General features: G+C 71.0%; 12 protein-coding genes. 10 read left to right on the forward strand and 2 right to left on the reverse strand.

The genetic code is table 11. The annotated features are described in order from the left end of the window. The first annotated feature begins 39 nt into the window (after positions 1–39). The 8 genes from RI138_RS26345 (at position 40) to RI138_RS26380 (ending at position 7,551) form a co-directional block, all read left to right on the forward strand. Positions 40–624, forward strand: coding sequence for a PaaI family thioesterase (locus RI138_RS26345; protein WP_311121874.1), 585 nt, complete (start codon positions 40–42; stop codon positions 622–624). Further along, positions 624–1,151: a dUTP diphosphatase gene (dut, locus tag RI138_RS26350; protein WP_096630740.1), complete on the forward strand. Its 528-nt coding sequence runs from the start codon at positions 624–626 to the stop codon at positions 1,149–1,151. Before RI138_RS26345 ends, dut begins: the two co-directional genes overlap by 1 nt. A 1-nt stretch (position 1,152) precedes the next feature. Then, the gene (locus RI138_RS26355; protein WP_311121875.1) at positions 1,153–1,920 is read left to right on the forward strand and encodes a DUF3710 domain-containing protein; all 768 of its coding nucleotides are present in this window, start codon (positions 1,153–1,155) and stop codon (positions 1,918–1,920) included. A 164-nt stretch (positions 1,921–2,084) separates the two neighbouring features. Next, positions 2,085–2,822: an ABC transporter ATP-binding protein gene (locus RI138_RS26360; protein WP_311121876.1), complete on the forward strand. Its 738-nt coding sequence runs from the start codon at positions 2,085–2,087 to the stop codon at positions 2,820–2,822. Positions 2,823–2,917: 95 nt separating this feature from the next. Further along, positions 2,918–5,461 carry a sensor histidine kinase KdpD gene (locus tag RI138_RS26365; protein ID WP_311121877.1) on the forward strand — a complete coding sequence of 848 codons (2,544 nt, stop codon included), beginning with the start codon at positions 2,918–2,920 and terminating at the stop codon, positions 5,459–5,461. A gap of 73 nt (positions 5,462–5,534) precedes the next feature. Next, on the forward strand, positions 5,535–6,230 hold the full coding sequence (locus tag RI138_RS26370; protein ID WP_311121878.1) for a response regulator: 696 nt from the start codon (positions 5,535–5,537) through the stop codon (positions 6,228–6,230). A 100-nt stretch (positions 6,231–6,330) separates the two neighbouring features. After that, complete coding sequence (locus RI138_RS26375; protein ID WP_311121879.1) at positions 6,331–6,756, forward strand: OB-fold nucleic acid binding domain-containing protein; 426 nt, start codon at positions 6,331–6,333, stop codon at positions 6,754–6,756. A 3-nt stretch (positions 6,757–6,759) separates the two neighbouring features. Then, the gene (locus RI138_RS26380) at positions 6,760–7,551 is read left to right on the forward strand and encodes a DUF3159 domain-containing protein (RefSeq protein WP_311121880.1); all 792 of its coding nucleotides are present in this window, start codon (positions 6,760–6,762) and stop codon (positions 7,549–7,551) included. A gap of 84 nt (positions 7,552–7,635) precedes the next feature. Here the strand turns inward: RI138_RS26380 and RI138_RS26385 are convergent, their stop codons facing one another. Further along, complete coding sequence (locus tag RI138_RS26385) at positions 7,636–8,313, reverse strand: potassium channel family protein (RefSeq protein WP_096630324.1); 678 nt, start codon at positions 8,311–8,313, stop codon at positions 7,636–7,638. Beyond that, positions 8,313–8,981 (reverse strand): potassium channel family protein, encoded by a 669-nt coding sequence (locus tag RI138_RS26390; RefSeq protein ID WP_311121881.1) that lies wholly within the window; start codon positions 8,979–8,981, stop codon positions 8,313–8,315. The genes RI138_RS26385 and RI138_RS26390 overlap by 1 nt, the downstream gene beginning before the upstream one ends. Positions 8,982–9,303: 322 nt before the next feature. Between RI138_RS26390 and RI138_RS26395 the strand changes: the two genes are divergently transcribed. Continuing rightward, positions 9,304–11,361 (forward strand): APC family permease, encoded by a 2,058-nt coding sequence (locus RI138_RS26395; RefSeq protein WP_311121882.1) that lies wholly within the window; start codon positions 9,304–9,306, stop codon positions 11,359–11,361. A 171-nt stretch (positions 11,362–11,532) separates the two neighbouring features. Beyond that, positions 11,533–12,861: a class I SAM-dependent RNA methyltransferase gene (locus RI138_RS26400; RefSeq protein WP_311121883.1), complete on the forward strand. Its 1,329-nt coding sequence runs from the start codon at positions 11,533–11,535 to the stop codon at positions 12,859–12,861. The last annotated feature ends 134 nt before the right edge of the window (positions 12,862–12,995 follow it).

Consider the following 12,995-nt stretch of genomic DNA (forward strand, 5'->3'; position numbering starts at 1 on the left):
CGTCCCCGGCACTCCGCCGCGCGGGTAAGGTCTGCGCCTGTGAGTGGAACATCAGCAGCTCTGACACCCCCGGCCGACGCCGCGGCGCCGGTCCGGCACCCCGACGCGCCCGCCCCCGGCCAGCTCCTCGGGGCGCACTACGAACACTGTTTCGGCTGCGGCGGGGGACAGCCCCACGGACTGCAGCTCATGGCGCGGGCCGGTGAGGGCGTGAGCGTCACCGCCGAGTTCACCGTCAAGCCCGCCCACCAGGGCGCCCCCGGCCTCGCCCACGGCGGCGTGCTCGCCACCGCGCTGGACGAGACGCTCGGCTCCCTGAACTGGCTGCTGCGCACCATCGCGGTGACCGGACGGCTGGAGACCGACTTCGTGCGGCCCGTCCCCGTGGACACCGTGCTGCATCTGGACGCCCGGATCACCGCCGTGCACGGCCGCAAGATCTACTCCACCGCCACCGGCCGGATCGGCGGCCCCGAAGGCCCCGTAGCGGTCCGCGCCGACGCCCTCTTCATCGAGGTGAAGGTCGACCACTTCATCGAGAACGGCCGTCCCGCCGAGATCCAGGCCGCCATGTCCGACCCCGACCAGGTCAGGCGCGCCCGCGCCTTCGAGGTGAACCCCTGATGCGCAACCCCGTCGACGTACTGATCCGCCTGCTCGACCCGGAGGTGCCGATTCCGGCGTACGGACACCCCGGGGACGCCGGGGCCGACCTGGTGACCACCGAGGCCGCCGAGCTCGCGCCCGGCGAGCGCGTGGTGCTGCCCACCGGCGTCTCGATCGCCCTCCCCGACGGGTACGCCGCGTTCGTGCACCCGCGCTCGGGCCTCGCAGCCCGCTGCGGAGTGGCCCTCGTGAATGCCCCAGGGACGGTGGATGCCGGGTACCGTGGGGAGATCAAGGTGATCGTGGTCAACCTCGATCCGCGCGAGAGCGTGCGATTCGAACGGTTCGACCGGATTGCCCAATTGGTTGTCCAGCAGGTCGAGAAGGTGCGCTTCCACGAGGTGGCGGAACTTCCCGGCTCGGCGCGGGCCGAAGGGGGCTTCGGGTCCACCGGCGGCCATGTGTCGGTGGACGTCGCCGAGGGCGGGATCACCCACGGTGGGAACAGCTACGCTTCGGTCGTATCCGACCGGGAAGGACAGTGACGTGTTCGGACGTCGCAAGAAGAGTGGTTCCGCCGAGGACGCGGCGGACGAGGTGCGCGAGACCGAGCAGGTCGCCGACGAGCTCGACGGTACCGACGGGGACGCCCCCCGCCGGATGAACCTCCCGCCGGCCCCCCGGCCGGACGGGCCCTGGGACAGCTCCGAGGTCTCCCAGCCCGGCGAGGGCCGGGTCGACCTGGGCGGCATCTTCGTCCCCGGGGTCGAAGGCATGGAGCTGCGCGTCGAGGTGGCCGGGGACGCGATCGTCGCCGCCACCGTGGTGCTGCGCGACAGCGCCATCCAGTTGCAGGCCTTCGCCGCCCCCAAGAAGGAGGGCATCTGGGGCGAGGTCCGCGAGGAGATCGCCTCGGGCATCACCCAGCAGGGCGGCATCATCGACGAGGTCGACGGCCCGCTGGGCTGGGAGCTGCGCGCCCAGGTCCCGGTGCAGCTCCCCGACGGCACGGGCGGCGTGCAGCTGGTGCGTTTCGTCGGCGTCGACGGTCCGCGCTGGTTCCTGCGCGGTGTGATCTCCGGCCAGGGCGCCGTGCAGCCGGAGGCCGCCGGACTGCTGGAGACGGTCTTCCGGGACACCGTGGTCGTCCGCGGAGACGGGCCGATGGCCCCCCGCGACCCGATCGTCCTCAAGCTCCCCAACGACGCCCAGATGGTGCCCGAGGGCATCCAGCAGGAGGAGCAGGAGGGCTCGAAGTTCTCCGGCGGCATGGGCCAGCTCCAGCGCGGCCCCGAGATCACCGAGGTCCGCTAGCGGCACCCGCGGCACCGCACAGCGACGGCCGGTGGGCCGCGCCCTCCCGGGCGCGGCCCACCGGCCGTCGTACGCACCCGCCCCCGGCCATTGCCCGACCGCGTGCCCCACGCACATACTTGGCGGGCGACGAAGCGGGCCACGTACGTACACGGGGGAGCGGCATGACCGAGAGCACCAGCGGGAAGTCCGGCACGGCCCTGGCCGAGGACCCCACCCGTACGGCCATGGTCCGGGTCGAGGACCTGCACCGCTCGTACGGCAGCGGAGCCGCGGCCGTGCACGCCCTGCGCGGAGTCTCCTTCGAGATACCCCGCGGCGAGCTGGTCGCGCTCAAGGGCCGCTCCGGCTCCGGCAAGACCACGCTGCTCAACCTGGTCGGCGGCCTGGACACCCCCGACGGCGGCCGGATCACCGTGGACGGCACCGAGCTGGCCGGGCTGGGCGAGAAGGGCCTGCTGGAGCTGCGCCGCGACCGGGTCGGCTTCATCTTCCAGTCCTTCGGCCTGATCCCGATCCTGACCGCCGCCGAGAACGTCGGCGTACCCCTGCGGCTGCGCAGGGCCGACCCGGCCGAGCGCGACGAGCGGGTCGCGCTGCTGCTCTCCCTCGTCGGCCTCGCCGACCACGCCGAGCAGCGCCCCGGCGAGCTCTCCGGCGGTCAGCAGCAGCGCGTCGCCATCGCCCGCGCCCTCGCCAACCACCCCGCCCTCCTGATCGCCGACGAGCCCACCGGGCAGCTGGACGCCGAAACCGGGCTCGCCGTGATGGAACTGCTCCGCGCGGTCGTGCGCAGCGAGAACGTCACCGCCCTCGTCGCCACCCACGACCCGCAGCTGCTGGGCCTGGCCGACCGGGTCCTGGAGCTGAGCGACGGCCACATCGTCGAACAGGCGGAGTAGCGCCTGAACAGGCGGAGTAGCGTCTACGGTGGCAGCCGCACCGGCTGCCACCGGCCGTCGTCAGACTCCGCCGGACGGAAGAAGACGATGGGGCCATGGGACGCGGCACACTCCGGATCTACCTGGGCGCGGCACCGGGCGTCGGCAAGACGTACGCGATGCTCAGCGAGGCCCACCGCAGGGTCGAACGCGGCACCGACTGCGTGGTGGCCTTCGTGGAGCACCACGGCAGGCCGCGCACCGAGGCGCTGCTGGACGGTCTGGAACAGGTCCCGCGCAGCGAGGTCGTCCACCGCTCGGCGCTCCGCACCGAGATGGACGTCGACGCGGTCCTGGAGCGTGCCCCGGCCGTGGCCCTGGTCGACGAGCTGGCGCACACCAATGTTCCCGGTTCGCGCAACGCCAAGCGGTGGCAGGACGTCGAGGAGCTGCTCAGGGCCGGGATCGACGTCATATCCACGGTCAACATCCAGCACCTGGAGTCGCTGGGCGACGTCGTGGAGTCGATCACCGGGGTCCGGCAGCGCGAGACGGTCCCCGACGAGGTGGTGCGCCGGGCCGATCAGATCGAGCTGGTCGACATGTCGCCCCAGGCGCTGCGCCGCCGGATGGCGCACGGCAACATCTACCAGCCCGACAGGATGGACGCCGCCCTCTCCAACTACTTCCGCCCCGGCAACCTCACCGCCCTGCGTGAACTGGCGCTCCTGTGGACCGCCGACCGGGTCGACGAGTACCTCCAGCAGTACCGGGGCGAGCACGACATCCGCACCACCTGGCAGGCCCGCGAACGCATCGTCGTCGGCCTCACCGGCGGACCCGAAGGACGCACCCTCATCCGCCGCGCCTCCCGGATCGCGGCCAAGGGCTCCGGCAGCGAGATCCTCGCCGTCTACATCGCCCGCAGCGACGGCCTGACCTCCGTGTCGCCGAAGGAGCTGGCCGTCCAGCGCACCCTGGTCGAGGACCTCGGCGGCACCTTCCACCACGTCATCGGCGACGACATACCCGCGGCCCTGCTGGAGTTCGCGCGCGGCGTCAACGCCACCCAGATCGTGCTGGGCTCCAGCCGCCGCAAGACCTGGCAGTACATCTACGGACCCGGGGTCGGCGCGACCGTCGCCCGCGAGTCAGGCCCCGACCTGGACGTCCACATCGTCACCCACGAGGAGGTCGCCAAGGGCCGCGGTCTGCCCATGGCCCGCGGCGCCCGGCTCGGCCGAGCCCGGCTCGTCTGGGGCTGGCTCGTCGGCGTCGTCGGCCCCGTCCTGCTCGCGGTGGTGCTGCGCGGCATGGAGGACGCGCCCGGCCTCGCCAACGACGTCCTGCTCTTCCTCTTCCTCACCGTGGTCGCCGCCCTGCTCGGCGGAGTGCGGCCCGCGCTCGCCTCGGCGGCCGTCGGCTCCATGCTGCTGAACTACTGGTTCACCCCGCCCACCCACACCCTGACCGTCCAGGACCCGGAGAACCTCGTCGCCATCGTGATCTTCTTCGCGGTGGCGGTGGCGGTCTCCTCCGTCGTCGACCTCGCGGCCCGGCGCACCCACCAGGCCGCCCGGCTGCGCGCCGAGTCGGAGATCCTCTCCTTCCTCGCGGGCAGCGTGCTGCGCGGCGAGACCGCCCTGGACGCACTGCTGGAGCGGGTCCGCGAGACCTTCGCCATGGAGTCCGTCGCCCTGCTGGAGCGCAGCAGCGACGTGGAGCCGTGGACCTGCGCCGGATCGGTCGGACCGGCCCCGGTGGCCCGCCCCGAGGACGCGGACGTGGACATGCCGGTCGGCGACAACATGGCCCTCGCGCTGTCCGGCCGGGTGCTGCCCGCCGAGGACCGCCGGGTGCTCGGCGCGTTCGCCGCCCAGGCGGCCGTCGTCCTGGACCGCCAGCGCCTGGTAGGGGAGGCCGAACAGGCCCGCAGGCTCGCCGAGGGCAACCGGATCAGGACCGCCCTGCTCGCCGCCGTCAGCCACGACCTGCGCACCCCGCTGGCCGGCATCAAGGCGGCCGTCAGCTCCCTGCGCTCCGACGACGTCGCCTGGTCCGAGCAGGACCAGGCGGAGCTCCTCGAAGGCATCGAGGACGGCGCCGACCGGCTCGGCCACCTGGTCGGCAACCTGCTGGACATGTCCCGCCTCCAGACCGGCACCGTGACCCCGCTGATCCGCGAGATCGATCTCGACGAGGTGGTCCCCATGGCCCTCGGCGGGGTCCCCGACGGCAGCGTCGACCTCGACATCCCCGAGACGCTGCCCATGGTCGCCGTCGACCCGGGGCTCCTGGAGCGGGTCGTCGCCAACATCGTGGAGAACGCCGTCAAGTACCACTCCGGCCAGGAGCCCGTCCATGTCGCCGCCAGCGCGCTCGGCGGCCGGGTGGAGCTACGGGTCGTGGACCGTGGCCGGGGCGTCCCCGAAGAAGCCAAGGAGAGCATCTTTGAACCCTTCCAGCGGTACGGGGACGCCCCGCGCGGAGCCGGGGTGGGCCTCGGCCTCGCCGTCTCCCGGGGCTTCGCGGAGGCTATGGGCGGCACGCTGGACGCCGAGGACACCCCGGGCGGCGGGCTGACCATGGTGCTGACCCTCGCCGCGGCGCCGGGCGGCGCCCGCGTCGACGCCGATCTCCCCGCGCAGGTCACCTCGTGACCCACCCCAGGGCGTCTGCCGCCCGCCCCCACGCGTTCGCTTCCCCTTCCCCGTACAGAAAGGCAGGTCCGCGATGACCAGGGTGCTTGTGATCGACGACGAGCCGCAGATCGTCCGCGCCCTCGTGATCAACCTGAAGGCTCGCCAGTACGAGGTCGACGCCGCTCCCGACGGGGCGACCGCCCTCCAGCTCGCCGCCGCCCGCCACCCCGACGTCGTCGTCCTGGACCTCGGGCTGCCCGACATGGACGGGGTCGAGGTGATCAAGGGGCTGCGCGGCTGGACCCGGGTCCCGATCCTCGTCCTCTCCGCGCGCCACACCTCCGACGAGAAGGTGGAGGCCCTGGACGCGGGCGCCGACGACTACGTCACCAAGCCCTTCGGCATGGACGAGCTGCTGGCCCGGCTGCGCGCCTCCGTACGCCGTGCGGAGCCGGTCGGCCAGGAGGGCGGCGCCGAGGACATCGCGATCGTCGAGACGGCCGAATTCACCGTCGACCTGGCCGCGAAGAAGGTGCACCGGGCGGGCCGCGACGTACGGCTCACCCCCACCGAATGGCACCTGCTGGAGGTCCTCGTCCGCAACGGCGGCCGTCTGGTCAGCCAGAAGCAGCTCCTCCAGGAGGTCTGGGGCCCTTCCTACGGCACCGAGACCAACTACCTGCGGGTCTACATGGCCCAGCTCCGCCGCAAGCTGGAGGCGGACCCCTCGCACCCCCGCCACTTCGTCACCGAGCCGGGGATGGGCTACCGCTTCGAACGCGGCTGAGACCCGGCGGGACACCGCGTCGGTCACCCCTCCGGCGCCATCCGTTCGGGTGGTCACCCGGACCCCCGACGGCGGTGGCCGGGACCGGTACCCTTCGGGTATGAGTGCTGTTCCCCGATCCGAGAAAGCCGGGAAGGCCGGGAAGGCGGCGAGGCCTTCCGGGCGCTTCCGCCGTATGCTCGACCGGCTCTCCAGCTCCCAGGAGGACCTGGAGTCCCAGGAGCTGCGGCAGGACGCGCAGGTCACCGGATGCACCCGGATCTCCGAGTGCTCCGACCGGCAGATCGTGAAGGTGGCTGGTACGTTGCGGACCGTCACCCTCCGACCCCGGGCCGGAGTGCCCGCTCTGGAGGCGGAGCTCTTCGACGGCACCGAGCCGCTGGACGTGGTCTGGCTCGGCCGGCGTTCCATAGCCGGCATAGAGCCCGGCCGCAGGATCATCGCATCGGGGCGGGTCGCCATGAGCCACGGCCGCCGGGTGCTGTTCAACCCCACATACGAACTCCGACCGCTCGGCAAGGAGTAGCCGGTGACGTCTCTGGACAAGCCGACGTCCGAAACGGACCAGTCCCACCGCACCGCACAGCAGGACGCAGGGGGCAAGCACGCCGCTCAGCAGGACGCCGAGTCGAAGGCGGTCACCGAGGCCGCCCTCTTCGAGGCCTTCGGCGGCGTACGCGGCATGGTGGAGACAGTCCTCCCCGGGCTGCTCTTCGTCACGATCTTCACCATCAACAAGGACCTGCACATCTCGGCCATCGCGGCCCTGGCCGTGTCCCTGGCCCTGGTGGCCGTCCGGCTGATCCGCAGGGACACCGTCAAGCACGCCTTCAGCGGCGTCTTCGGGGTGGCCTTCGGTGTGGTCTTCGCGATGATGACGGGCAACGCCAAGGACTTCTACCTGCCGGGCATGCTCTACACGCTGGGCCTGGCCATCGCCTATCTCGGCACCGCCGCCGCAGGCGTACCGCTGATCGGGCTGATCCTCGGCCCGGTCTTCAAGGAGAACCTCTCCTGGCGGACCCGCAACCCGGGCCGGAAGAAGGCGTACACCAAGGCCAGCTACGCCTGGGGATTCATCCTGCTCGCCAAGTGCGCGATCCTCTTCCCGCTCTACTGGTGGGCCGACACCACCCAGTTCGGCTGGGTGCTGGTCGCCCTGAAGATCCCGCCGTTCCTGCTCGCGGTCTATCTGACCTGGGTCTTCCTCGCGAAGGCGCCGCCGCCCATCGACGTCTTCGCCGAGATGGAGGCCGAGGAGCAGGCCGAGAAGGAGCGCACGGCACAGGCCGCGGCCGCGCTGCGCAACCCGGAGGCGTGACCCCGTAACGGACGTGAGTGAAGGGGCCTGGAACCCAAGAAGCGGTTCCGGGCCCCTTCACTCACGTACAGATGCCTCTCCGGGTCAGTCGTCCGAGGGGCCGCGGCGGACCGACAACAGGTCCTCCAACTGCTCCTCACGCGCCTGGGCGGCCACGAACAGCAGCTCGTCACCGGCCTCCAGGGACTCCTCCGGGCTCGGCGTGAGCACCCGCGACCCGCGGATGATGGTCACCAGCGAGGTGTCCTCGGGCCACGCGACATCCCCCACGCGGGTACCGGCCAGGGCCGATTCCGGCGGCAGCGTCAGCTCGACCAGGTTGGCGTCGCCGTGGCTGAAGCGCAGCAGCCGGACCAGATCTCCGACGCTCACCGCCTCCTCGACCAGGGCCGACATCAGACGCGGCGTCGAGACGGCGACGTCCACGCCCCAGGACTCGTTGAACAGCCACTCGTTCTTCGGATGGTTCACCCGGGCCACCACACGCGGTACGCCGTACTCGGTCTTGGCGAGCAGGGAGACGACCAGGTTCACCTTGTCGTCCCCGGTCGCGGCGATCACCACGTTGCACCGCTGCAGCGCCGCCTCGTCCAGCGACGTGATCTCGCAGGCGTCCGCGAGCAGCCACTCGGCCATCGGGACCCGCTCCACCGAGATGGCGCTCGGCGCCTTGTCGATCAGCAGCACCTCGTGCCCGTTCTCCAGCAGCTCGGTGGCGATGGAACGGCCCACCGCGCCCGCCCCGGCAATCGACACACGCATCAGTGACCGTCCTCCTCGGGACCCTGGGCGAAGGCCTCTTCGACCTTGGCGATCTCGTCCGTACGCATCATCACGTGCACCAGATCGCCCTCCTGGAGAACCGTCTGCGAGGTCGGCAGAATGGCCTCACCCAGCCGGGTGAGGAAGGCCACGCGGACCCCCGTCTCCTCCTGGAGCGTGCTGATCTTGTGGCCGATCCAGGACGGCGTCGTATGCACCTCGGCGAGCTGCACACCCCCGCTCGGATCGCGCCACAGCGGCTCCGCGCCCGAGGGCAGCAGCCGGCGCAGCATCTGGTCCGCCGTCCAGCGCACCGTCGCCACCGTGGGAATGCCGAGACGCTGGTAGACCTCGGCGCGCTTCGGGTCGTAGATCCGGGCCGCGACGTTCTCGATGGAGAACGTCTCACGTGCCACCCGGGCCGCGATGATGTTGGAGTTGTCGCCACTGCTGACCGCGGCGAAAGCCCCGGCCTCCTCGATGCCCGCCTCGCGGAGGGTGTCCTGATCAAAGCCGACCCCGGTGACCCGGCGCCCGCCGAATCCGGACCCGAGACGGCGGAAGGCCGTAGGGTCCTGGTCGATCACCGCGACCGTGTGCCCCTGCTGTTCGAGGGTCTGCGCGAGAGCGGCTCCGACGCGCCCGCAGCCCATGATGACGATGTGCACTGTGCGCCTACCCCGCCGTCCTGGTCATCCGGCTGACCTGCGAAAACACGCTGCTCACACTTCTCTCTCAGCTTGCCGGGCAAACAACGGGCCCGCACCCGCGGTGCGGCCCGGGGATGAGCTTATGCGCCAGGGATGCCCCGGCCTCATCCGGAGTGTCCCTGTCTCCGGGACACTCCGGCAAAGGAAAAGCAAAATGGTCCGAGCGGGCGCAAGGATTTCGTTAAAGAAGGCCCCGCATTCTCCGCCGAGCGCAGGAGATTGCGGGGCCACGTAAAAAGGGCGTTCGTCCCGGGCCCGGGCTCCGCTTACGATCCTCAGCGTGTCCAAACTGACCGACCTGCCCAAACGGATCCTGATCGGCCGGGCGCTGCGCAGCGACAAGCTGGGAGAAACGCTCCTCCCGAAGCGCATCGCGCTTCCCGTCTTCGCATCCGACCCGTTGTCCTCGGTGGCGTACGCACCCGGAGAAGTCCTCCTCGTGCTGTCCGTCGCGGGAGTGTCGGCGTACCACTTCAGCCCCTGGATCGCGCTCGCCGTCGTCGTCCTCATGTTCACGGTCGTCGCCTCCTACCGGCAGAACGTCCGCGCCTACCCGAGCGGCGGTGGCGACTACGAGGTCGCCAACACCAACCTCGGGCCCAAGGCCGGACTGACCGTCGCCAGCGCCCTGCTCGTCGACTACGTCCTCACCGTCGCCGTGTCGATCTCCTCGGGTGTGGAGAACCTGGGCTCCGCCATTCCGTTCGTCATCGAGCACAAGACGTTCTGTGCCATAGGCGCCATCGTCCTGCTCACCTTGATGAATCTGCGCGGAGTGAAGGAATCGGGGAAGCTGTTCGCCATCCCCACCTACCTCTTCGTGGCCGGTGTCTTCGGGATGATCCTGTGGGGCGCGTTCCGGGGGCTGGTCCTCGGCGACACGATGCACGCCCCCACCTCCGAGTTCGAGATCAAGCCCGAACACGAAGGGCTCGCGGGCTTCGCCCTGGTCTTCCTCCTCCTGCGCGCGTTCTCCTCCGGCTGCGCCGCCCTCACCGGCGTCGAGGCGATCAGCAACGGGGTCCCCGCGTTCCGCAAGCCCAAGAGCAGGAACGCCGCGACCACGCTGGCCGCGATGGGCCTGCTCGCCGTCACCATGTTCTGCGGGATCATCGGGCTCGCCATGGCCACCGACGTCAAGATGGCCGAGAACCCGGCCGTGGACCTGATCCGCGACGGCTCCCCGGTCGGTGAGAACTTCACCCAGGACCCGGTGATCTCCCAGGTCGCCGAGGCGGTCTTCGGCCATGGCTCGTTCCTCTTCATGGTCCTCGCCGCGGCGACCGCACTCGTGCTCTTCCTGGCCGCGAACACCGCGTACAACGGTTTCCCGCTGCTCGGCTCGATCCTCGCCCAGGACCGCTACCTGCCGCGCCAGCTGCACACCCGCGGCGACCGCCTCGCCTTCTCCAACGGCATCGTCCTGCTGGCCGGGGCCGCGATCCTGCTCGTCTGGATCTACGACGCCGACTCCACGCACCTGATCCAGCTCTACATCGTCGGGGTGTTCGTCTCCTTCACCCTCAGCCAGACCGGCATGGTCCGGCACTGGAACCGCCATCTGAGCACCGAGGAGGACCCCGCCCGGCGCCGCCACATGATCCGCTCCCGGGCCATCAACGCCTTCGGCGCCACCTTCACCGGGCTGGTCCTGGTCGTCGTCCTCGCCACCAAGTTCACCCACGGCGCCTGGGTCGCCCTGCTCGGCATGGTGATCTTCTACGGCACGATGACCGCCATCCGGAAGCACTACGACCGGGTCGCCGACGAGATCGCCGCCGACGAGGCCCCCGCGGACGAGGGCCTGCGCCCCTCCCGTGTCCACGCGATCGTGCTGGTCTCCAAGCTCCACCGCCCCACGCTGCGCGCCCTCGCCTACGCGAAACTGATCCGCGCCGACCGCCTGGAGGCCCTCTCCATCAGCGTCGACCCGGACGAGACGAAGGCGCTCCGCGAGGACTGGGAGCGGCGCGGCATCAACGTACCGCTCAAGATCCTCGACTCGCCCTACCGCGAGGTGACCCGCCCGGTCATCGACTACGTCAAGGGGCTGCGCCGCGAGAGCCCGCGCGACGTGGTCAGCGTCTACATCCCCGAGTACGTCGTCGGCCACTGGTACGAGCACCTGCTCCACAACCAGAGCGCCCTGCGTCTGAAGGGCCGCCTGCTGTTCACCCCGGGCGTCATGGTCACGTCCGTCCCCTACCAGCTCCAGTCCTCCGAGGCCGCGAAGAGGCGGGCGAGGAGGCGCGCGGAGTGGAACGCTCCGGGGTCGGTGCGCCGGGGCCCGGTGGAACGCAGGAACAGCAGGAGCAAGGAGCCGAACCCCAAGAAGTGAGAGGCGGCGGCCGGTCGCGCGACGGGCGTCCCCACGACGCGGGCCTCGCTCGTGGTCGGCGCCCCGCCCACGCCCACGTAGACTGGTGGGCTGTTGTCCTGCCCACAAGGCGCGACTGCTCGCCCGCCACCTCACCCCTTCGCCACCACCCCGCCCCTGGAGCCTCCCCTCATGCAGAACGCACCCACGTCGTCACTGGTCGGGGAGGAGTACGAGGTCGAGGTCGGGCCCGTCGCGCACGGCGGCCACTGCATCGCCCGTACCGCCGGCAACCAGGTCCTCTTCGTCCGCCACACGCTCCCGGGCGAGAAGATCATCGCGAAGGTGACCGAGGGCGACACCGACTCCCGCTTCCTGCGCGCCGACGCCGTACGGATCCTCGAACCGTCCAAGGACCGCGTCGAGGCCCCCTGCCCGTACGCGGGCCCCGGCATGTGCGGTGGCTGCGACTGGCAGCACGCCAAGCCGGGCGCGCAGCGCCGCCTCAAGGGCGAGGTCATCGCCGAGCAGCTCCAGCGCCTGGCGGGCCTGACCCCCGAAGAGGCGGGCTGGGACGGCACGGTCATGCCGGCCGAGGGCGACAAGCTTCCGGCGGGCGAGGTCCCCGCCTGGCGCACCCGCGTCCAGTACGCCGTCGACGCCGACGGCAACGCGGGCCTGCGCAAGCACCGCTCGCACGACGTGCAGCCGGTCGATCACTGCCTGATCGCGGCCCCCGGGGTCTCGGAACTGGGCGTCGAGAAGCGCGAGTGGCCTCAGATGGCCGCGGTGGAGGCCATCACCGCCACCGGCTCCAACGACCGCCAGGTCATCCTCACCCCGAAGCCCGGCGGCCGCCTCCCCCTCGTAGAACTCGACAAGCCGGTCTCGGTGCTCCGCGTGGACGAGAAGGACGGCGGCGTCCACCGCGTCCACGGCCGCGCCTTCGTCCGCGAACGCGCCGACGACCGCACCTACCGCGTCGGCTCCGGCGGCTTCTGGCAGGTCCACCCCCAGGCCGCCAACACCCTCGTCCGCGCCGTCATGCAGGGCCTTCTGCCCCGCAAGAACGACACGGCCCTCGACCTCTACTGCGGCGTGGGCCTCTTCGCCGGCGCCATCGGCCAGCGCATCGGCGAAAAGGGCGCGGTCCTCGGCATCGAGTCCGGCAAGCGAGCGGTCGAGGACGCCCGCCACAACCTCAAGGACCTCGACCGTGTCCGCATCGAACACGGCAAGGTCGACCAGGTCCTGCCCCGTACAGGCATCACCGAATGCGACCTGATCGTCCTGGACCCGCCGCGCGCGGGCGCGGGCAAGCAGGTCGTCAAGCACCTCTCGGGCCTGGGCGCGCGTCGTATCGCTTACGTCGCGTGCGACCCGGCGGCGCTGGCACGGGACCTGGCGTACTTCGCGGAGGGCGGATACAGGGTGCGGACGCTGCGGGCGTTCGATCTGTTTCCGATGACGCACCACGTGGAGTGCGTGGCGATCCTGGAGCCGGTGAAGAAGGACGCCTGACCTGGGGTTTTGCGGGTGCGCCGTATGTGCGGTGTGGGCGTTACGGGCGATATCTTGACGCTCATTTGACGCTCGTCCCAAGTGGATCCTGATGGGATCTCAGCGAGGGAAAGCCGCTTCCCGAACCAGGTGGG

The organism is Streptomyces durocortorensis, from assembly GCF_031760065.1.
Lineage (GTDB): Bacteria > Actinomycetota > Actinomycetes > Streptomycetales > Streptomycetaceae > Streptomyces.

What these genes read in the sequence shown, in the direction of transcription:
- dut (WP_096630740.1), top strand. Translation starts at nt 624, where the DNA reads ATGCGCAACCCCGTCGACGTACTGATCCGCCTGCTCGACCCGGAGGTG.
- RI138_RS26360 (WP_311121876.1), top strand. Translation starts at nt 2,085, where the DNA reads ATGACCGAGAGCACCAGCGGGAAGTCCGGCACGGCCCTGGCCGAGGAC.
- RI138_RS26365 (WP_311121877.1), top strand. Translation starts at nt 2,918, where the DNA reads ATGGGACGCGGCACACTCCGGATCTACCTGGGCGCGGCACCGGGCGTC.
- RI138_RS26370 (WP_311121878.1), top strand. Translation starts at nt 5,535, where the DNA reads ATGACCAGGGTGCTTGTGATCGACGACGAGCCGCAGATCGTCCGCGCC.
- RI138_RS26375 (WP_311121879.1), top strand. Translation starts at nt 6,331, where the DNA reads ATGAGTGCTGTTCCCCGATCCGAGAAAGCCGGGAAGGCCGGGAAGGCG.
- RI138_RS26385 (WP_096630324.1), bottom strand. Translation starts at nt 8,313, where the DNA reads ATGCGTGTGTCGATTGCCGGGGCGGGCGCGGTGGGCCGTTCCATCGCC.
- RI138_RS26400 (WP_311121883.1), top strand. Translation starts at nt 11,533, where the DNA reads ATGCAGAACGCACCCACGTCGTCACTGGTCGGGGAGGAGTACGAGGTC.